The organism is Microvirga sp. 2YAF29 (assembly GCF_052114605.1).
Lineage (GTDB): Bacteria > Pseudomonadota > Alphaproteobacteria > Rhizobiales > Beijerinckiaceae > Microvirga.
Window position 1 is genome coordinate 85,460 of sequence record NZ_JBFRFB010000003.1, and the last position, 18,083, is coordinate 103,542.

Here is an 18,083-nt window from a genome sequence, read left to right on the forward strand (position 1 = left end):
GTTGTCTTTCGTATTCTGAGCCTTGTTGTTGTCCTGCTTGCCGGGGTCGTTGCGGTTCTTCATCTTGCCTTTGCCCATGAGGGACCTCCATTGCCGATGGAGGGTGATGACCCCTCGTGGTGGCGGTTCCGATCAAATTACCAGATCAGGTAATGCGCAAGCCCCGCGCCGGGGGCGAGCAGCGCGAAGGTCCAGACAGAGGCGGATGCCATGTTGACGGCCTGGAAGAGGAAGCGCGGCATCAAGAAGATGCCGGCGATCAGCGGCAGAACGGCTCGGGTCGGGCCGAAGAAGCGGCCCAGGAATACAGCCCAAGGACCGAAGCGCTGGAAAAACCGCTCTCCGCGTTCGACGAGTTGGGGATTCTTGGAAAGCGGCCAGATGCCATAGGCCCGCTTCTTGGCCTTGCTGCCGATCTCGAAGGAGATCCAGGCGCTCAGGAAAGCCCCGACCGATCCGCCTAGCCAGACCTGCCAGAAGGGAATATCCGCTGCTGCCAGCGCGAAGCCCACCGCGATCAGAATGGTGATCATCGGCAGAACGAGGGAGATGAAGGCCAGGGACTCGCCGAAGGTCATCAGCCCGACGATCAGAGGGGCATAGTTCTGATGGGCCCGGATGAAATCCAGCACGGTGTTGGTGATGCTCTCCAGATACACGCGAATCCTCCTGTTGGCGCCTGTTCTAGCGAACGCGGGAGCCTGAGGCCACGTTTCCCTCCCCATTGATGCCAATGATCACATCACATGATTTGAAGCTTGGGCTTCGATGCGATAACCCAGGTAGGGGAGGGGCCAAGCCATGAACATTCTCTCGATCCAGTCTCACGTCGCCTACGGTCATGTGGGCAATGCGTCCGCCGTCTTTCCGATGCAGCGCCTCGGGGTCGAGGTGTGGCCCATCCATACGGTCCAGTTCTCGAACCATACCGGCTACGGCTCCTGGAAGGGTCGCGTTTTCGATGGGCCTGCAATCGAAGAGTTGGTGGACGGCATCGCCGAGCGCGGCGTGCTGGAGCGCTGCGACGGGGTGCTCTCGGGCTATATGGGCTCCGCCGATATCGGCAATGCGATCCTCGGCGCCGTCGAGCGCGTACGCGCGCTGAATCCGCAGGCGCTCTATTGCTGCGATCCGGTGATCGGCGATGTGGGGCGGGGCGTTTTCGTGCGTCCCGGCATTCCGGAATTCATGCGCGATCAGGCGTTGCCTGCCGCCGACATCATCACGCCCAACCAATTCGAGCTCGATTACCTGTCGGGCCTGACGACGGATAGCCTGAACGAGGTGAAGCGCGGGGTTTCCACCGTTCAGCAGTTCGGTCCCAAGGCCGTGCTCGTCACCTCCGTGGAGACGCGGGAAACGCCTGAGGATGCAGTGGACATGATCGCCGGCGAGGCTGGCCGTTTCTGGCGCGTGCGCACACCCAAGCTGTCGCTGAGCGTCAACGGGGCAGGCGATGCCATCGCGGCACTGTTCTTCGTGCATTACGCGCGCTCCCGCTCCGCGCCCATGGCGCTCGCAGAGGCTGCAGCTTCCGTCTACGGTCTGCTCAAGCGCACGGAAGAGGCAGGCTCTCGCGAAATCCTCACCATCGCCGCGCAGGACGAGTTCGTCTCGCCCACCCATCGATTCACCGTTGAAGAGGTTTGATCCATATGGCCCGCCGTTTCATCACCCTGGACGTGTTCACCGCGCAGCGTTTCGCAGGCAATCCTCTCGCTGTCGTGCTCGATGCGGAAGGGCTCGACGATGCCGCGATGCAGACCATCGCGAAGGAGTTCAATCTCTCGGAGACCGTCTTTGTGTTTCCGCCCGCCGATGCGCATCAGCGGGCCGATATCCGCATTTTTACGATCAAGCGCGAGTTGCCTTTCGCGGGTCATCCAACAGTAGGAACGGCGGTGCTGCTGGCTCTTCTCGACCGGAGCGGAGAGGCAGGCGCCGTTGCCTTCGGCTTGAAGGAAAAGGTCGGAATCGTTCCCTGTGCCGTCGAGGTGAAGGATGCGATGAGCGGCGAAGCACGCTTCCGCCTGCCGCGCCTGCCGTCCTCCTGGGGCGAGGGCAAGGAAAGCGCCGATTGCGCGTGGGCGCTCGGTCTCGATCCGAAGGAAATCGGGTTCGCGCGCCATGTGCCGAGCCGTCATTCGGCGGGTGTCGCTTACGATCTCGTGCCCGTCGCTTCTCTCGATGCACTCGCCCGCGCCTATCCGCAGGGCGAGGCCTTCGACAAGGCGTTCGCGGACAGCGATCATCCATCGGCTTATGTTTATGCGCGCATGGATGAAGCGGAAGGTCTGCGCTTCCGCGCACGCATGTTCGGGCCGGGCATGGGCATCATCGAGGATCCGGCGACAGGCTCCGCTGCGGCAGCCTTCGCCGGCGCTCTCATGCAGTGCGAGCCGCTGGGCGATGGCGAGCACAATATCCTCATCGAGCAGGGCATCGAGATGGGACGGCCGAGCGAGATCCGCTTGCAGATGACCATTAAGAACGGCGCGCTGGTCTCCGCCGAAATCGGCGGCAGCGCCATCATGATAAGCCGCAGCGAGCTTCTGGTATGAGTTCCGAAGTGGAGATCCGGCGCGTCTCGCGTGTCGAGGCGCGCTGCGTTCCCATGGAATGGGAATGGGCCGAGCGGAACCGCGATCTCATCGATGCGAACTGGCAACGGCGTGTTGCGGACAAGCCGAAGATGTTCAACGGGCGCGTGTTGCTGCTGCGCGATCTGGAGTTCGGGCAGGACGTCTGCCGCAACACCTATTTTGAGACGAACTACGCGAACCTCATTGCGTGGATCGACAAGGGCTATCCCGACAAGAGCATCGCGAATGGTTTCGCCATGGGCGCCCTGCGCGGCTCGGACGGTGCTTTCATCTGCGGCGTGATGGCGGCGCATACGGCGAATGCGGGGCGCGTCTATTTCGCGGCGGGCACGCCTGATTTCTCGGATCTGAGACCAGACGGCAGCGTCGATCTCGCGACGAGCCTCACCCGTGAATTGACCGAGGAAACGGGCCTTACCGAAGCCGACTTCCACGTCGATGACGAATGGATCATTGTTCAGCGCTGGCCGACCATCRCCCTGCTGCGGATGGTGACGATGCCCGTGGCGGCGGAGGAGGGCGCGGCGATCATCCGCGCCAACATTGCCAAGGAGGCAGAGCCCGAATTGCAGGATGTGCTGATCGTTCGGAGCGTCGACGATATCGACTGCGAGACGATGCCGCTTTTCCTGCAATCCTTCTTCGAGTGGATGTTCACTCACACATAGCCGTGACGCCGCTTCGTCGCGTTGATCATGCGCACCGCATCCGCATCGCGCCCGGCGCTGCAGGCGGCCTCGGCCTGGGCGATTTCCCGGTCGACACGGTTGTAGACGGACTGGCCCACATGGCCCATGGCGAGGTCGTTGTTCATGACAGCCCGGTAGCGGGCCACCTCGCCCTGGCAGCCCGTGCCCGTCGGCATGCTGAAGCTTGAGGGCGTCACGCTTGTGCTGGCCGGAGCGGGAGCCGTGGAAGCCGTCTGATTACAGGCGGCCAGCGGGAGAGCCAGGAGGCCGGCGAGGCACAGCAGGCGGATGGATGGTTTCATAGGAAGCCCCTTTGATCTGGATGGTCGAAAATGAATATAAGCCAAGCTTGACCTGATCTAGTGCGATTTCCCGTCCTTCCAGCCCTGATGGAATTCGGGAAACTTCCCATACAATAGTCGTGCCTTGGCTTTTCGTTTGTTTCAAAGGCTTGCCTTCCGGGGGCGACCCCGTTACAAACGGGCCGTTGTTCGCGGCAAGGCCGCGGCCTTTGGAGGATTGGGCAGCGATGAATATCGGCTCCCACAGCGCAGAAAAGAACGGCACCGCTCCAGCGGCCGGTCGCGCGCGTCTCCTTGGCCTCCTTCTCCTTAGCCGCCCCTGAGGGTCGTCTGGGCTTTGTCGCCTGGGCTCTCAGGGGACACGAGACAAGCAGGAACAACCCTGAGCGTGTGACCGACCCCTGGCCCGCTCCCCCGAGAAGGACAAGACCATGACCGCCAATATTTCCGGCTCCTCCAAGGACCGCGTCATCATCTTCGACACCACCCTGCGCGACGGTGAGCAATGCCCCGGCGCGACCATGACCCTGGAAGAGAAGCTCGAGGTTGCAGCCCTGCTCGATACCATGGGTGTCGATGTCATCGAGGCAGGCTTTCCCATCGCCTCCAACGGCGATTTCGAGGCGGTTTCGCTCATCGCCCAACAGGTGAAGAACGCCACCGTCGCCGGTCTCGCCCGCGCGATCTCCGCCGACATCGCCCGTGCGGGCGAAGCGGTGCGCCACGCAGCCAAGCCCCGCATCCACACGTTCGTTTCCACCTCGCCGATCCATCTGGCGCACCAGATGCGCAAGACTGAAGAAGAGGTTCTGGAGATCATCACCACCACCGTGACGCAGGCCCGTAACCTCATCGAGGATATCGAGTGGTCCGCCATGGACGCTACACGCACGCCCATCGATTACCTGTGCCGCTGCGTGGAAGCCGCCATCAAGTCCGGCGCCACCACCATCAACCTGCCTGACACGGTGGGCTATGCGACGCCGGATGAATACCGCGCCATGTTCAAGGCCGTGCGCGAGCGCGTGCCGAATGCGGACAAGGCGATCTTCTCCGCCCATTGCCACAACGACCTGGGATTGGCGGTCGCCAATTCGCTGGCTGCGTTGGAAGGCGGCGCGCGCCAGATCGAATGCACCCTCAACGGCATCGGCGAGCGCGCGGGCAACGCGGCGCTGGAAGAGATCGTGATGGCGATCAAGACCCGTGGCGACGTGCTGCCCTACGAGACCGGTATCGAGGCGACGATGCTGACCCGCGCATCGAAGCTCGCTTCCGCTGCGACGTCTTTCCCCGTGCAGTACAACAAGGCCATCGTGGGCCGGAACGCGTTCGCGCATGAGAGCGGCATCCACCAGGACGGCATGCTGAAGAATGCGCAGACCTACGAGATCATGACGCCGGAAAGTGTTGGTGTGTCCAAGACCTCGCTGGTCATGGGCAAGCATTCCGGCCGCGCGGCTTTCCGCAACAAGCTGGAAGAGCTGGGTTATCAATTGTCCGACAACCAATTCCAGGATGCCTTCGAGCGCTTCAAGGACCTCGCCGACCGCAAGAAGCACGTCTACGACGAAGACATCGAGGCGCTGGTCGATCAGAACATCGCCACCGCGCATGACCGCATCAAGCTGGTCTCGCTCTCCATCGTCGCTGGTACGCGCGGCCCGCAGCGCGCCACCATGCGCCTGACGGTCGATGGCAACACCGTCGTTGAGGAGCAGGAGGGCAACGGCCCGGTTGACGCCACCTTCAACGCCATCAAGGCGCTGGTGCCGCATGAGGCTGTGTTGGAGCTCTATCAGGTGCATGCGGTGACGGAAGGTACGGATGCGCAGGCCGAAGTGTCGGTGCGCCTCTCCGCCGACGACCGCAGCGTGACCTCCCGCGCCGCCGACCCCGACACGCTGGTCGCCTCCGCGCAGGCCTATCTCGGCGCGCTGAACAAGCTCATGAGCCGAGGCGGACGCCTGCACGCGCAGCACGCGGCGGAGTAGGGCTGACACTCTCCACGTCATGGCCGGGCTTGTCCCGGCCATCCCGATGCGAAGAGTGCAGCGCTCACCATGATCGGGATCACCGGCACAAGGCCGGTGATGACGTGAGAGTAATCTGGTTCGATCTCTCGCCCAGCCAGACCACCCCCACCCTAGCCCTCCCCGTGAGGGGGAGGGAACACGCGCGCACCGTTATGTTCACTCTTTGTTCTTGACAATGATCCTAACCTTGGCTATGGTGGGCACAGCCTGATCCACCGAGGGGCGCGCTCGCGAGGCGTCGTGATTGTGGGATCGGGCACGGTCCTGCTGTGGGTGTCGCAAGCCCGCTGACGGGAGGCCCTCCGCTGCAAGACGCGGTGTACGCCTAAAAAAGCCGTGCGCGGGGAGCCGTCAGGTTCTCAACACAAACACACACGAGCCGGACGCCTCCTCGCGCCCTCCCTCGACTGATACACCCTCGGGCGAACCACGCCGCGAGGCCGTTCCCACTTGTTCTTTGACAGACAAACCCGTGTCATCCTCAGCGAGGGAAGGGGACCCACGGTCAAGTGTAGCGCGATGGATTCCCGTCCCCTCCGCTTCGATCCGGTTGGGAATGACACTCCCATCATTGCCAGCATTTCGGAAACCGGGCAGTGCCGTCGCATATTATTAGAAGTGTCGCCGAAACTTCTCTCAATCCATCACCGGAATTGGACTCTGAGGCTTGATGGTCGATAGCACGAAGCTTGAGCGAACATCGGCGACGCCGGGCAGGGTGAGCAGGCGGTTCATGGTGAACTCGCCGAAATTCTCGATGTCCTTCGCGACCACATGGACGATGAGATCCACCTCGCCGGCGAGCGCGTGACAGGCAATGACTTCCTCGTAACCCTTCAGGCGTTCCACGAGGCGGGTGCGCCAGCCAGGCTCCGATTGCTCAAGCTTGATGAACACGAAGGCCTCCACCTCGAAGCCCAGGGCTTTGCGGTTCACGAGCGCCCGATAGCCTTCGATGATCCCATCCTCCTCCAGCGCCTTGAGCCTCCGCAGGCACGGGGAGGCGGCAAGCCCCACCTTCTCGGCTAGGGCCGCATTGGGCATCCGCCCCTCGCCTTGGAGAACGCGCAGGATGCGCCTGTCGGATGGGGAAAGAGGGCGCTTCATGGATGACCTCATTGATGGCTTCCAGGTCATCTTATGACTGTCACGGCCAAGTTCCAGATGCGTTCAGGCGGATAATGACCGGGGCAGGGTGCTATTCTACCGCAATAATAAGGACGGAGGAAACACCATGAACACGGCCACCGGCAGCGACGACCCGCGCGATTACATGCGCGACCAGGGCTTTGAGAATTACACCGAAGCCGACCATGCGACCTGGAACATCCTGGCCAAGCGTCAGCGGGAGATTCTCAAGGGCCGCATTGCCGACCAGTTTCTGGAAGGGCTGGACCGCCTCGGCATCGGCGAGGAGGGCATTCCCGACTTCCGGGTGCTGAATCAGCGCTTGAAGGCGGCGACAGGCTGGGAGGTGGTGGCCGTGCCGGGGCTCATCCCCGATCTCGCCTTCTTCCGCATGCTGGCGAACCGCCAGTTCCCTGCGGGCTTCTGGATCCGCAAACCGGAGCAGGTCGATTACATCGAGGAGCCGGATATATTCCACGACGTGTTCGGCCATGTGCCGCTGATCATGCAGCCGATCTATGCCGACTACCTTGAGGCATACGGCAAGGCGGGCCTCGTGGCCGCCGAGCATGGCGCTCTGAAGTATTTGGCGCGGCTCTATTGGTACACTGTGGAGTTCGCCTTGGCCCAGACGCCGGAAGGCATGCGTATCGTCGGCGCCGGCATCGCCTCCTCGCCGGGCGAGACGATCTTCGCGCTGGAGAGCCCCTCGCCGAACCGGGTCGCCTTCGATCTCGGCCGCGTCATGCGCACCCTCTACCGGATCGATGACTACCAGGAGACCTATTTCGTGCTCGACGGCGTCGAAGCCTGGCCGAGCCTGGATGTCGAGGCCCTGATCCCCCTGTGGAAGGAGTTGGCGACACAGGTCGAGATTCAGCCCGGAGAAATCCAGGATGAGGACCGCGTTATTACTCGCGGCGATGGCAGTTATCATCGAGGGAAATCAAAATCCGCCGCCTGACGCAAAAACCTTTGCAAATGGGCTAGACAGAGGCCGTGCGGTTTGTTACACGCACGGCCTCTTCAGCGGATAACGCGCCGCTGAAAACGTTTTGGTCACGGGTGATTAGCTCAGTTGGTAGAGCAGCTGACTCTTAATCAGCGGGTCGTAGGTTCGAGCCCTACATCACCCACCAAAACTTTCCGCTAGAATCTCAAGAATTTCATCTAAAATAGTTTCCGCTTCAATGCGGAGCGGCTCTTGCTATTTTACCCACGCTTTACAGACTTCGTTCGCTCTTCTTTCCTCTCGCATTAGCACATCGCAGCCTCCGCAAGCTTCGCATGCCCAGGGCCGAGCATTAGCTTGGCACCGATGCTTTCGTGCGTGATCTCCTGATGCGCATCATCTACGGCGCCAGCAACTTATTGTTGGGATCGTTCGTGACGGTAAGCGTCGGCCTCGTGGTCGGACCGACGCTTATCCTGATCGCCAGCACACCAAGGGGCAGGACGAATGCCATCATCATGCAAGGCATCGACGTTCTCCTGTTGATCTCTCAACTTTTCCTATCGCTCAGCATCCTCATCCTGCTCGGCTTATGAAATGTCACTGCCGCTATCGCAGTCGGCGTCACTTCCATCGCCCAGCTTGCGCGCTCTGAAATGATTAGGTTGCTCGTAAGCGATTTCGTGTAAGCGGCCTTCGGCCGACCGCCTGATGCTTTCTCTTGGTAAGCCGACGCCCCCGGCAAAGGCCGCATAACGGTGTTCATTGCGCTTCCGAACGATGGAGGCGGATGGAAATGCCCTGAAGGGATAAGAGATACCTTCAAGATACTTACCTCATCTGCCTCTCTTTGGCGTGAGCATGGATAATTTGCAGGTGGCGGCCACGATATGGTGGCTCCGGTGCCTGGCACTACAATGATCCGAAAGTGGCGGCTGCCCTCCTGTCGCTCCCTCTGGTATATGAGAAGTATTCTCCGGCCGCGCTGAGTGGCCTGACCCATGGGGACGCAATGTCACGTTCGAAGGCGAGGGTTGTCATCTGCGGTGCGGGCATTGCAGGCGTCGCGGCGGCTTATTCTCTCGCCGTCGAGCATGGCGTTGAGCATGTGGTGCTGGTCGACGAGGGCAATCCGCTCTCGCTCACATCGGACAAGTCGACCGAGGCCTACCGCAACTGGTGGCCAGGGCCTGACTGGACGATGACCGCTTTCATGAACCGCAGTATCGATCTCATCGAGAAGATCGCGCGGGCGACGGACAATCGCATTAACCTCAATCGCCGCGGATACGTGTTCGCGACTGCCGATCGGGACAAGATTCCCTTTCTAGAAACCATGGCGAAATCGGCCGAGGCGCGCGGCGGGGGCCCCGCCAGGTTTCACGATACACCGCAGAGCGCCTACACGCCGTCCTCAGAGCGCGGTTTCGAGGATTCGTTGACGGGCGCCGACGTCATCACCGATACAAGCTTGATCCGCCGGTATTTTCCTTTTCTTGCGCCTGAGACGGTTGCGCTCGCGCATGCCCGGCGCGCCGGCTGGCTCAGTGCCCAGCAACTCGGAATGGTGTTGCTGGAGGAGGCCCGCGCGCACGGCGCGCAGATCGTGAAAGGCCGCGTCACGGGCATCGACACGCAAGGCGGCCGGGTGTGCGCGGTCGAGGTCGAACAGGAGGGCGGGCGGCAGGCTATCGCGGCGACGCATGCCGTTCTGGCCGCCGGGCCGATGCAGGTCGAAATGGCGCGCATGATCGGCGTTGAGCTGCCGATCAGAGCCGAGCGCCATTTCAAGGTCAGCTTCCCCGACACATTAGGCGGCATGCCGCGCAATGCTCCGATGCTGATCTGGCTCGACGGGCAGCATCTGCCCTGGAACGACGAGGAGCGTGCCGCGGTCGCTGCCGATGAAGAGGCTCAATGGCTTCTCGGGCCATTTCCCGAAGGTGTGCATGGACGCCCCGATGGGGCATCGGCGACGCTCATCCTCTTCAACCATCACGGCGATGCGGTCGATCCGGTCTTCCCGCTGCCCGAGCCAGAATATTACGCCGAGATCGCGCTGCGGGGCATGTCGACCATGGTGCCGGGGCTCAAGGTCTATAACGGTGAGGTGCCGCGTCCCTACATCGACGGCGGCTATTACATGAGGACGCAGGAGAACCGCCCACTGATCGGACCTGTTCCGGTCGAAGGCGCTTATATCTCGTGCGCGTATTCCGGTTTCGGAGTGATGGCATCATGCGCGGGCGGAGAGCTCATCGCCCGCCACATCACGGAGTCGGAATTGCCCGATTATGCGCCGGCCTTCCTGCTCTCCCGCTATCAGGATCCCGCCTATAGCGCCTTATTAGAGCAATGGGGCGACGGCGGGCAGCTCTGAAGGATGGGCTCTCTATGCCTCGGGCGTGGACAGGGCCTGCTGGAGCTCTGCGGGATCGATGGCCACCTTCAGGACCGTTCCGCCGAAATCCATGACTAGTACAGGCTTTGCGCCGTCATGGTCGATCTGCGTGCTCAAGGGCTGCACGGGCACGCTCTTAGTATGGCTCGGCCCGGTATTTTCGGAAAATATCCTGGGTGGCTTTCCTTGATGGGTTCGCACCATTTCGTTGAGCAGATCGGTCACGATGGGCGTGGAATCTACCGTGCTGAGCAGGATCTCGTATTCCCTGCCAGTATCGGCTCGGAGGCCCAGGACCACGATTTCTCCGTCGTTAGTAACCTGAACCCGCCAGGATTTCGAACCAATTCTCTCGATCAAAACCGTTTCTCCCGGTGCATCGCTTATTCGGATCTGACGAGAAGACTCAAGTGTCCCCGAATATCCATAGAGCCATCTATATCGCAGATTTGAGCGGTAATTGAAGAGCGGTCCCTCGAGCTGCCCTTCGATGAAGTCCGTTACAGGACGAAATAGGCCTCGGTGAACTGGATCGGGTCATCGAAATGGATGGCAAAATCGGCAATGCCATCCCCGTCCACATCACCGTAGACATAGGTGTCGCTGGGCTGGCGCTCGTAGCGCAATTCCCCGGCCGAATTGCTGAAGCCCCTCGTTCCGATGAACCCGAAGGCCTGGTTGCCGCCTTTGAGGGTGTTCGCATCAATGGATGCCAGATGGATCTTGTCGTTCTGTGCAGGCGAGAAATCGAAGATCGTGTCGCGGCCGGCTGCTGCGACCGTGCTGTCGGCGATCGACCTGAACATGAAGATGTCAGCCCCGGCGTTGCCCCAAAGATCGTCGGCGCCGATCCCGCCTGTCAGCCTGTCATTGCCGGTGCCGGCCTTGATGATGTCGTTCCCAGCGGCCCCTGAAAGAGCATCGTTGCCGCCATTGCCGTTGATCCGGTCGCTGAAGCGCGTTCCGGTATAGGTGTCGTTGCCGTTCGAGCCGATGAGCTTGTGGGCCTCATCGGCGATGGCGGCATTCAAGACAGCCGGATTGGCCTTCCGGCTTGACGCAACGCTGCCCATGAGGCCGGACACCAGTGAGTGAAATTCGTTTCCTGCAATCGCCAGTCCGGAAATCTGAACCTGGGCCGAGATGTTCGTGATGCGTCCTGCAACGTCCTCGGTGAACTCGCCCGATCCCTTGTAGCTGTTGCCCAGAGTTCCTAGGCGTACCGTGGCCAAGGATCCATCCACGACATGCTTCGCAAGCTCGTAGGAAATCGAACCGCCGTCCATGGCGATCACTTTGGTTTTCGGCCCGTTCATGTTGTCGAGCAGGACGATCTGCGTTCCCTTGAACTCGCCCGGGCCGCCCAGGATGTAGGGCCACCCCTCGAAGGAGAAATCTCTGAAATAGGTTTTCATATAAGAGTTGAAGTTCACGCCCTTTTTGGCGCTGTCCGCAGTCAGTCTGATCGTGATGGCCATATCGCTCCCTCCTCTATCGCATTTCAATACAGCTTGACCGACAGCGACGCCTTGGCATTCAGGCCAGGGCTTGGATTGCCGTTCAGATAGACGGTGTATTCCTTGTCGAAAATATTCTCGACGATGAGCCCTGCCGTGACGCGCTCATTGACGTTCCAGGTCGCGAACAAATCGACCAGGCTGTAGGCATCGCCGGTAAAGCCGAAATTTTCCGCTTCGTCCTTGGTCCCGACCAGCGACACGCGCGTGCCGACTTCCAGTCGGTTATTGAAGGCGCGAATGCCGAATGTGCCCGTCAGCCTGTTTGGCGGTACCTTGACGAGGGTCTCATCGGTGCGGCTGTTCACGCCATGAAGAACATGGCCGGAAAGGCCCATGAAATAGGTTCCGGCATCATAGATCCCCTCAGCCTCAAAGCCCGTGATTATGCCCTCGGTGATGTTCTGATACTGATATCCGCCGGGGATGGGGAAGCGCGTGAAGACCTGTTCGATGTAATCCTCGATACGGTTCTGAAAGAGGCCGAACTTCATGCGCAGGCGATCTTCCTCGATAACGACATTGTCGAACCGCAGATTGATGCCGCCCTCAATGTTATAGGCGATCTCGGGCTTCAGATTGGGATTGGGGAAGAACCGACCCGCGCTCAACGGCGGCGGATGGAATCCGTCGATCAGGGTTTCGGTCAATGCAGGCGCTCGAAAACCCTCCGCATAGCTCGCGTAGAAGGTCACAGGCTGCCAGGGCGTGATTCCCACTGTGATTTTTGGTGAAAGGCGGGTGCCGTCGTTCTCGATATCATCGCCCGTCAGGCGATACGAGTCGAAGCGCAGGGCGCCGATCACCTCAAGCCAGTCCAAGAAGGTCGCGCGATCCTGCAGAAATACGCCGGAGACCAGGCGCTCCCCCGAGGGGGTGAGCTGATCGCTGATGCCAAGGGAATCCTTTGTTTCCACATTGTCACGGAACAGGTCCCCTCCGTAGGTGATCTCGTGCTGGATGTGGCCTGTCTCGAAGCGCGAGGTGTTGAAGATGTCGAGGCCGAGCGTGCCGATATCGAAGGTCTTGGTTGCTCCGAAGTTGAACCCTTCCAACGTACTCTGCTTCACATTCGTGCCGCTGTAATAGACCTTGGCGCTCAGATCCCAGATCGAGGACGCCGGTGTCCACCGATAGCCGGCGGTGAATGTATCGGCGATGGCTTCTGTCCGGTAAAGCGTCGCAAGGCCGTTCGAGAAGTCGTTTCCGATACGCAGGGCCGACAGGGTGATTTCCTGATCGGCCTCAGGACGAATGCGGGCCTTGAAGAGGCCTGAGAGGAGATCCTGCGCCGTGTCCTCGATGAGCGTGCCGTCGCCGGAATAATAGTCGCCGGCGGAGCGCCAGGTCGCGGCTCCCATGATGTCGAACTTGTCGCTCGGGCGGGCCGCCACCGCTCCATGCAGGAGAGGGGTGTTGCCGTTCGTCTCCCACGATCCCTTGATCCGGCCTCCCACAGTGACGCCATCGGGAAGAACATTGCCGGCATCGATTGTCGTGAAGCTGACCACACCGCCGATGGCGCCCGATCCATAGATCGACGAGGCGGGTCCTCGCGTCACATCGACGGATTTCATCATCTCGGGATCGAAGTAGAACGTTCCCTTCGCGGAATGTCCCTCCCGCTGGAAGTTCTGCCGCGCTCCATCGACCAGCATGTTCACGCGGCCAAAATCCTGCAATCCGCGGACATTGACGCCTACGCCGGGATCTCCGGGTGCCGACTGGGTCGTTACGCTGGGAATGAGCCGGAGAACATCCGACACGCTGCTCGGCTGGATCTGCGTCTCGATCTGATCCCGGCCTATGACGCTCGATGCCGACAGGGAATCATACACTCTCTCGCCGGCCTTGGTTGCTGTCACGGTGATCTCATCGAGATTGATGACTGCATCGCTTCCCGCGGCATTTGGTGAAACCTCCTGCGCCGTGGCTGAGGAGGGTGATGCAATGAGAATGGCCAGAGCCACCGGTATTTCGATGCGGCTGAAACGGAACGAAGACACAGGACGAGCGGCCTTGTATAGGGGACGGGTTTTGGATGAGCAGGCCGGAAGCAGATGACGCCTCCGGCCTTTCATGCATTACAGGAAGAAGTATCCCTTCGAGAGGTTGACGCGGTCATCGAGGTGGATCGTGAAGTCCGCGATCTTGTCGCCGTTCACGTCGCCATGGATGTACGTGTCGCTCTTCGCTTTCTCGTAGCGAAGCTCGCCAGCCCGGCCGCCGAATGCCTTCGTTCCGATGAAGAGGAACGCCTGATTGCCGGCCTTCGTCGTGTTGGCATCGATGCCGCTAAGGTCGATCTTGTCCTTCTGCCTCGTCGAGAAATCGAGGATCGTGTCACGGCCGGAGGTTCCCATGGTGGATTCTGCGACCGACTTGAAGATGAAGGTATCAGCTCCCGAACCTCCCGTCAGACGGTCAGCGCCAAGGCCGCCTTGCAGTTTGTCGTTGCCGCTGCCGCCGAGGAGTTGGTCATTGCCGCCATTGCCGTAAAGCTTGTCGTTGCCGGCGCCGCCGGACAGCTTGTCGCGGCCGATATTGCCTCGCAGCACATCGTTCCTGGCCGTTCCCGACTTCGCTTCCAGCTCGTCACCGACAGCGATGGTGATGAGCTGGCTGGACACATGGCCGCTCGAATCCGCTGCCTGCACGGTGAGAGTGTGGCTCTGGATCTTCTCGTAATCGAGCGCTTTCGCAAGGGTGATCTTGCCATCGGACGTCAGCCTGAAATAGCCGCCGGGATTACCGATCAGGCTATAGCTGATGGCATTGCCCTCGGGGTCGGTCGCGGATAGCATGCCGACCCGCGTGCCGACCTCGGCATTCTCAGAGACCACGGTTTTCGAGAGCGTAATGCCTCCCGGGGCCTCATTCACGTCTCCGACGGCCAGCGAGAATTCCTTGAAGACCACATGGCCGTCAGCGTCCGCGACCTTGACGCGGATCGTATGGCTCTTGGCGGTCTCGTAGTCCAGATTGCCTTTCAGGCGCAGCTTCGTTCCGGCGATCTCGAAAAGTCCACCGGCATCGTTGACGAGGCTGAATGTGAGCGCCTTCTCTTCAGGGTCAAATGCTGAAAAGTCCCCGAGGACATCGCCCACCTTCGCATTCTCGAAGACCGAAGCGACCGACAGCTTCACGTCTTTGGGAGGGGCCCCCGGAAGTTGGACATTGCGGACTGTGTCGAGGGTCACATCCGAGAATGTCGCGGCCTCGACGTTCTTCAGGGTCGTAATGCCCTTTCCATCCTTCCGGGCGATTGTGTAGCGGCCATCGTCCAGCCGTGTGATCGTGTAATCGGCACTGCTGCCGCCGAACAGGACTTGATCATAATCCGCGCCGCCGTCGATCACGTCATTGCCGTGCGTCGCATTGAAGATATCGTCGCCGCCGCCACCGCTGATCGTGTCCGTAAAGGCCGTTCCCGTATAGAAGTCGGTCTTGGCCGATCCGATAAAGTGCTGCGCGTACTGATCGAGAGCGTTGGCGAACGTATTCAGCCGAGCCGCGTCCGCCATCTTTCCGGCCATATAGGCTGCCGTGAAATTGTGAACCGGCCCATTGGCCTCGATCTCGGCTTCTTCGGTGGAATTGGTCGGAACCGCGTTGAGCAGTTCGAGGCCGGTGATCCTCAATTGAGCATTGCCTCCACCGAAATAGCCGTTGCCGTCGAAGCTTCCGCTGCCACGCGTTCCATACTCGATGGTGTTGATCGTGCCGGCAGCGGTGTGCGTTGCGAAGTTGTATCGGACGTCGCCATGAGCAAGGACGTACTTGTCGGCAGCTCCAGCGCCGTAGCCCAGAAACATTTCCTCTCCGGCCATGGTCGATGGAACGCCTGGATTCGGGGTTTGGTTGTCGAATGTGGGCATGCCGCCATCGACATTCGAGATGAAACCGCCACGGATGAAGGCTTCGAAGTCCATGCCGTCGGCAGCGCTGGCATCGATAACGATTGCGCCCTGGGATGCAACATCGCCGGAAGTGATGGTAGCGTCGGAAAACTGGAAACTTTCCACGCCAGTAACGCGATTGTTCCCTTCCGATCCTGCCGTACGCTTGTCGTTGATCGTGAAACTGCCGTCGCCATTGTCGACAACAGTGTAGTCCGTGCGCCGACCGGAGAGCACCGCGACGTCGTTGCCGGCGCCGCCATCGATGATGTCGTTACCGCCGCCGCCCGTGATGGTGTCATCGAACTGGGTGCCGGTATAGATGTCGTCGCCGTTTGATCCGATGAAGTTCTGGGCATATTGCGCCTGCAGGTCCCAGAGCACGGTGGCGCTGCCAGCCTTCAGGCCACTGTAGATATTCATGACCGTGTTGCCGGGCGTGGCGCCGGTGCGAGCCGCCACGTTGATGTCAAAGCCGGAGATCAGCACCTGGGTGTCCAATCCTTGAAGCCGCCCCGCTGCGCCTATTCCTTCGGTTGCGGTGGTTACGCCTTCGACCCAATTCCCCAGGATGATCTTTTGGAATCCGCCGGACAGGGCGTGAGGAGCGGTCGGGCCGTAATGGATCCAGTCATATGCGAGATTGCTGCCATCCAGCACGACGTGGGCGCTGGTGCCTGAAATGCTGAAGTCGAGCTGGCTGCCGTTCATATAGACCGTACTGCCGAAGACGTTGTCCGCCGTTCCGCCGTAGAATTTTTCGGTTCCTGCTCCGGACACGAAGGTCGAGAGGTAGGTGTTCCAATTGATGCCGCTCGAACCCGAAGATGCATCGATGGTGATGGAATTGGGTGTGGACACGTCAGCTCCCTTTGCTGCTTCGCATGCCCGCGCAAGACGGGACTTCGATGGATGGTAATGGGGTCGGCAGTCGCGACCCCGTTGCGGAGGGCTTTTACTTAAGCGAGCAAGCAGAGTCCATAGTTTATGTAAATATTAGAAAAGCTATAAGCTGAATGAATAAGCTTTATTTTAATTATAATTATTACAAAGTAGAAATTATTAGATCAATGTAAAGTATAGAATTATTATAAACTGCGTTTTTATCGTTGACGATTGCGCGAAGGATGGGCAACAACTTCGTGTCGAAGGAAGTGCGGTCTATGCCGCGTTACGGGTATTGAGGGTGCTTATGAGTCTGTCGAATGTTGCGCGAGTTCACGTCGCACCGGAACCGTTCTATGCGAGCGGCAAGCGTAGCCGCGATCTGGCGAAAGAACTTGGAATTTCCGAAGCTGAATTGCTGGCCGGTCACTATGGTCCTGAAGTCGTTCGGCTTGCGGGAGACATGTCCGATCTGATCCGGGCCTTGCCCGAACTCGGCGAAGTGATGTCGCTCACGCGGAACGAAGCCGCCGTTCATGAGAAGGTCGGCACATTTGGAAACATCACATTGAGCGGAAAGACTGGTCTCGTCCTTAACGATGCCATCGATCTGCGGCTGTTTCTCGACCATTGGTGTTTTGCTTTTGCCGTCGAGATTCCAGATGAGAAGGGCTCCAGGCGCAGCATTCAGATTTTCGACGCGTCGGGTGAGGCTGTCATCAAGGTTCACTTGAAGCCGGCATCCAATGTCGATGCCTTCTACGCCATTCGGGCCCGATTTGCCGCTTCGGCCTTGGAGTTTTCAACGACGCCAAAGCCGCTTCCAAGACCGGAGGTGTCCCTAAGCGATATCGATGTCGATGGCTTTCGGAGGGCGTTCCAGGCCATGCGCGATATCCATGAATTCTTCCCTCTCCTGAGGCGCTTCAATCTCAGCCGGCGGCAGAGCATCAATGTGCTCGAGAGTGACTTCGTCCGCCGCTTGGGTGAGGACGCACCCCGTCAACTTCTGGAGCGGGCGGCGGCTGATGCCCTGCCGATCATGTGCTTCGTCGGCAATCAAGGCTGCATCCAGATTCATCATGGTCCGGTCTCGAACATCAAGATCATGGGTCCATGGCTGAACATTCTCGATCCGGGTTTCAACCTTCACCTACGGCAGGATCTGGTCAGTGGGGCGTGGTTGGTTCGGAAGCCGACTCGGTACGGCATCATTACGTCTGTCGAGCTTTACGCCGAAGACAGGAGCCTTATTGCGCAATTCTTTGGCGTTCGCGAAGAACAGAGCCCGGAGGATCCGGTCTGGCGTCAATTGGCGGACGGACTGTCCACATAGCTTCGGAAAATCTCGCAGGCATTCTTCATGGGCGCAGCGCTGCGTATCAGCGGGGAAGGGGTAACTCTTTCCCGTTTTCTTGGTTCAGGCTTTGCAACTTGGCTTTGCCATAGCCCCTCTTAGGGATCTGTACTCGGCGGAAGCGCAGCCTGGTCGGACTGCTTGCTCATTCCAAGTTACGTCAGAAGCAGCTCGGCAGGCTAGGCTTCCAGTCCGTAAGGTCTTCAATAAAATCTTTCAGCTCCAGACAAGTACTTGCGCTCCTTTCGTGGCCAACGTAGGCTTGGCCTAAAGCTAAGAACCAAAACGCCAGTAAATAAGGCTTTAGGGAGAAG

General features: G+C 60.0%; 15 protein-coding genes and 1 tRNA gene. 9 read left to right on the top strand and 7 right to left on the bottom strand.

All coding sequences use genetic code 11. The features are described from left to right. Window positions 1-137: 137 nt before the first annotated feature. A complete protein-coding gene (locus tag AB4Y85_RS05120; RefSeq protein WP_441983786.1) occupies window positions 138-659 on the bottom strand; it encodes a DedA family protein in 522 nt (173 codons plus the stop codon). A gap of 142 nt (window positions 660-801) precedes the next feature. Between AB4Y85_RS05120 and pdxY the strand changes: the two genes are divergently transcribed. Genes pdxY through AB4Y85_RS05135 form a run of 3 tightly spaced genes read left to right on the top strand, consistent with a single transcriptional unit; the run spans window position 802 to window position 3,271 of the window. Further along, complete coding sequence (gene pdxY / locus AB4Y85_RS05125; RefSeq protein ID WP_441983787.1) at window positions 802-1,650, top strand: pyridoxal kinase PdxY; 849 nt, start codon at window positions 802-804, stop codon at window positions 1,648-1,650. 5 nt (window positions 1,651-1,655) lie between these two features. Next, on the top strand, window positions 1,656-2,561 hold the full coding sequence (locus AB4Y85_RS05130) for a PhzF family phenazine biosynthesis protein (RefSeq protein WP_441983788.1): 906 nt from the start codon (window positions 1,656-1,658) through the stop codon (window positions 2,559-2,561). Next, complete coding sequence (locus AB4Y85_RS05135; RefSeq protein WP_441983789.1) at window positions 2,558-3,271, top strand: NUDIX hydrolase; 714 nt, start codon at window positions 2,558-2,560, stop codon at window positions 3,269-3,271. The genes AB4Y85_RS05130 and AB4Y85_RS05135 overlap by 4 nt, the downstream gene beginning before the upstream one ends. Here AB4Y85_RS05135 and AB4Y85_RS05140 read toward each other — a convergent pair. After that, window positions 3,262-3,594 (bottom strand): hypothetical protein, encoded by a 333-nt coding sequence (locus AB4Y85_RS05140; protein ID WP_441983790.1) that lies wholly within the window; start codon window positions 3,592-3,594, stop codon window positions 3,262-3,264. The two genes, AB4Y85_RS05135 and AB4Y85_RS05140, sit on opposite strands and share 10 nt — an antisense overlap. Window positions 3,595-4,025: 431 nt before the next feature. On the opposite strand from AB4Y85_RS05140, the gene AB4Y85_RS05145 reads away from it, so the two are divergent. Further along, entirely contained in the window at window positions 4,026-5,588 is a 1,563-nt protein-coding gene (locus AB4Y85_RS05145) for a 2-isopropylmalate synthase (protein ID WP_441983791.1), read from the top strand. Window positions 5,589-6,266: 678 nt separating this feature from the next. Here AB4Y85_RS05145 and AB4Y85_RS05150 read toward each other — a convergent pair. Further along, a complete protein-coding gene (locus AB4Y85_RS05150; RefSeq protein ID WP_441983792.1) occupies window positions 6,267-6,737 on the bottom strand; it encodes an Lrp/AsnC family transcriptional regulator in 471 nt (156 codons plus the stop codon). Between the two features lie 127 nt (window positions 6,738-6,864). Between AB4Y85_RS05150 and phhA the strand changes: the two genes are divergently transcribed. From phhA to AB4Y85_RS05170, 4 genes are all read left to right on the top strand, one after another. Continuing rightward, window positions 6,865-7,722, top strand: coding sequence for a phenylalanine 4-monooxygenase (gene phhA, locus AB4Y85_RS05155; protein WP_441983793.1), 858 nt, complete (start codon window positions 6,865-6,867; stop codon window positions 7,720-7,722). A 99-nt stretch (window positions 7,723-7,821) separates the two neighbouring features. Continuing rightward, a tRNA-Lys gene (locus tag AB4Y85_RS05160) sits at window positions 7,822-7,897 on the top strand. A gap of 187 nt (window positions 7,898-8,084) precedes the next feature. After that, window positions 8,085-8,306, top strand: a complete 222-nt coding sequence (locus AB4Y85_RS05165) for a hypothetical protein (protein WP_441983794.1) — start codon at window positions 8,085-8,087, stop codon at window positions 8,304-8,306. Window positions 8,307-8,722: 416 nt separating this feature from the next. Next, entirely contained in the window at window positions 8,723-10,090 is a 1,368-nt protein-coding gene (locus tag AB4Y85_RS05170; protein WP_441983795.1) for an NAD(P)/FAD-dependent oxidoreductase, read from the top strand. A gap of 12 nt (window positions 10,091-10,102) precedes the next feature. Here the strand turns inward: AB4Y85_RS05170 and AB4Y85_RS05175 are convergent, their stop codons facing one another. The 4 genes from AB4Y85_RS05175 to AB4Y85_RS05190 all read right to left on the bottom strand — a co-directional run bounded on the left by AB4Y85_RS05175 (window position 10,103) and on the right by AB4Y85_RS05190 (window position 16,388). After that, window positions 10,103-10,471, bottom strand: a complete 369-nt coding sequence (locus AB4Y85_RS05175) for a hypothetical protein (RefSeq protein ID WP_441983796.1) — start codon at window positions 10,469-10,471, stop codon at window positions 10,103-10,105. 140 nt (window positions 10,472-10,611) lie between these two features. Continuing rightward, window positions 10,612-11,589, bottom strand: a complete 978-nt coding sequence (locus tag AB4Y85_RS05180; RefSeq protein WP_441983797.1) for a calcium-binding protein — start codon at window positions 11,587-11,589, stop codon at window positions 10,612-10,614. 23 nt (window positions 11,590-11,612) lie between these two features. Continuing rightward, window positions 11,613-13,634, bottom strand: coding sequence for a TonB-dependent hemoglobin/transferrin/lactoferrin family receptor (locus AB4Y85_RS05185; RefSeq protein ID WP_441983798.1), 2,022 nt, complete (start codon window positions 13,632-13,634; stop codon window positions 11,613-11,615). A 78-nt stretch (window positions 13,635-13,712) separates the two neighbouring features. Next, window positions 13,713-16,388 carry a cadherin domain-containing protein gene (locus AB4Y85_RS05190; protein ID WP_441983799.1) on the bottom strand — a complete coding sequence of 892 codons (2,676 nt, stop codon included), beginning with the start codon at window positions 16,386-16,388 and terminating at the stop codon, window positions 13,713-13,715. Window positions 16,389-16,719: 331 nt separating this feature from the next. Here AB4Y85_RS05190 and AB4Y85_RS05195 point away from each other — a divergent pair, with 331 nt between their 5' ends. Continuing rightward, the gene (locus tag AB4Y85_RS05195) at window positions 16,720-17,748 is read left to right on the top strand and encodes a hemin-degrading factor (protein ID WP_441983800.1); all 1,029 of its coding nucleotides are present in this window, start codon (window positions 16,720-16,722) and stop codon (window positions 17,746-17,748) included. The last annotated feature ends 335 nt before the right edge of the window (window positions 17,749-18,083 follow it).

Excerpts from the sequence above, each read along its gene's own strand:
- AB4Y85_RS05145 (WP_441983791.1), top strand. The coding sequence starts at position 4,026 with ATGACCGCCAATATTTCCGGCTCCTCCAAGGACCGCGTCATCATCTTC.
- AB4Y85_RS05195 (WP_441983800.1), top strand. The coding sequence starts at position 16,720 with ATGAGTCTGTCGAATGTTGCGCGAGTTCACGTCGCACCGGAACCGTTC.
- AB4Y85_RS05180 (WP_441983797.1), bottom strand. The coding sequence starts at position 11,589 with ATGGCCATCACGATCAGACTGACTGCGGACAGCGCCAAAAAGGGCGTG.
- AB4Y85_RS05150 (WP_441983792.1), bottom strand. The coding sequence starts at position 6,737 with ATGAAGCGCCCTCTTTCCCCATCCGACAGGCGCATCCTGCGCGTTCTC.
- AB4Y85_RS05170 (WP_441983795.1), top strand. The coding sequence starts at position 8,723 with ATGTCACGTTCGAAGGCGAGGGTTGTCATCTGCGGTGCGGGCATTGCA.
- AB4Y85_RS05140 (WP_441983790.1), bottom strand. The coding sequence starts at position 3,594 with ATGAAACCATCCATCCGCCTGCTGTGCCTCGCCGGCCTCCTGGCTCTC.
- pdxY (WP_441983787.1), top strand. The coding sequence starts at position 802 with ATGAACATTCTCTCGATCCAGTCTCACGTCGCCTACGGTCATGTGGGC.
- AB4Y85_RS05130 (WP_441983788.1), top strand. The coding sequence starts at position 1,656 with ATGGCCCGCCGTTTCATCACCCTGGACGTGTTCACCGCGCAGCGTTTC.
- phhA (WP_441983793.1), top strand. The coding sequence starts at position 6,865 with ATGAACACGGCCACCGGCAGCGACGACCCGCGCGATTACATGCGCGAC.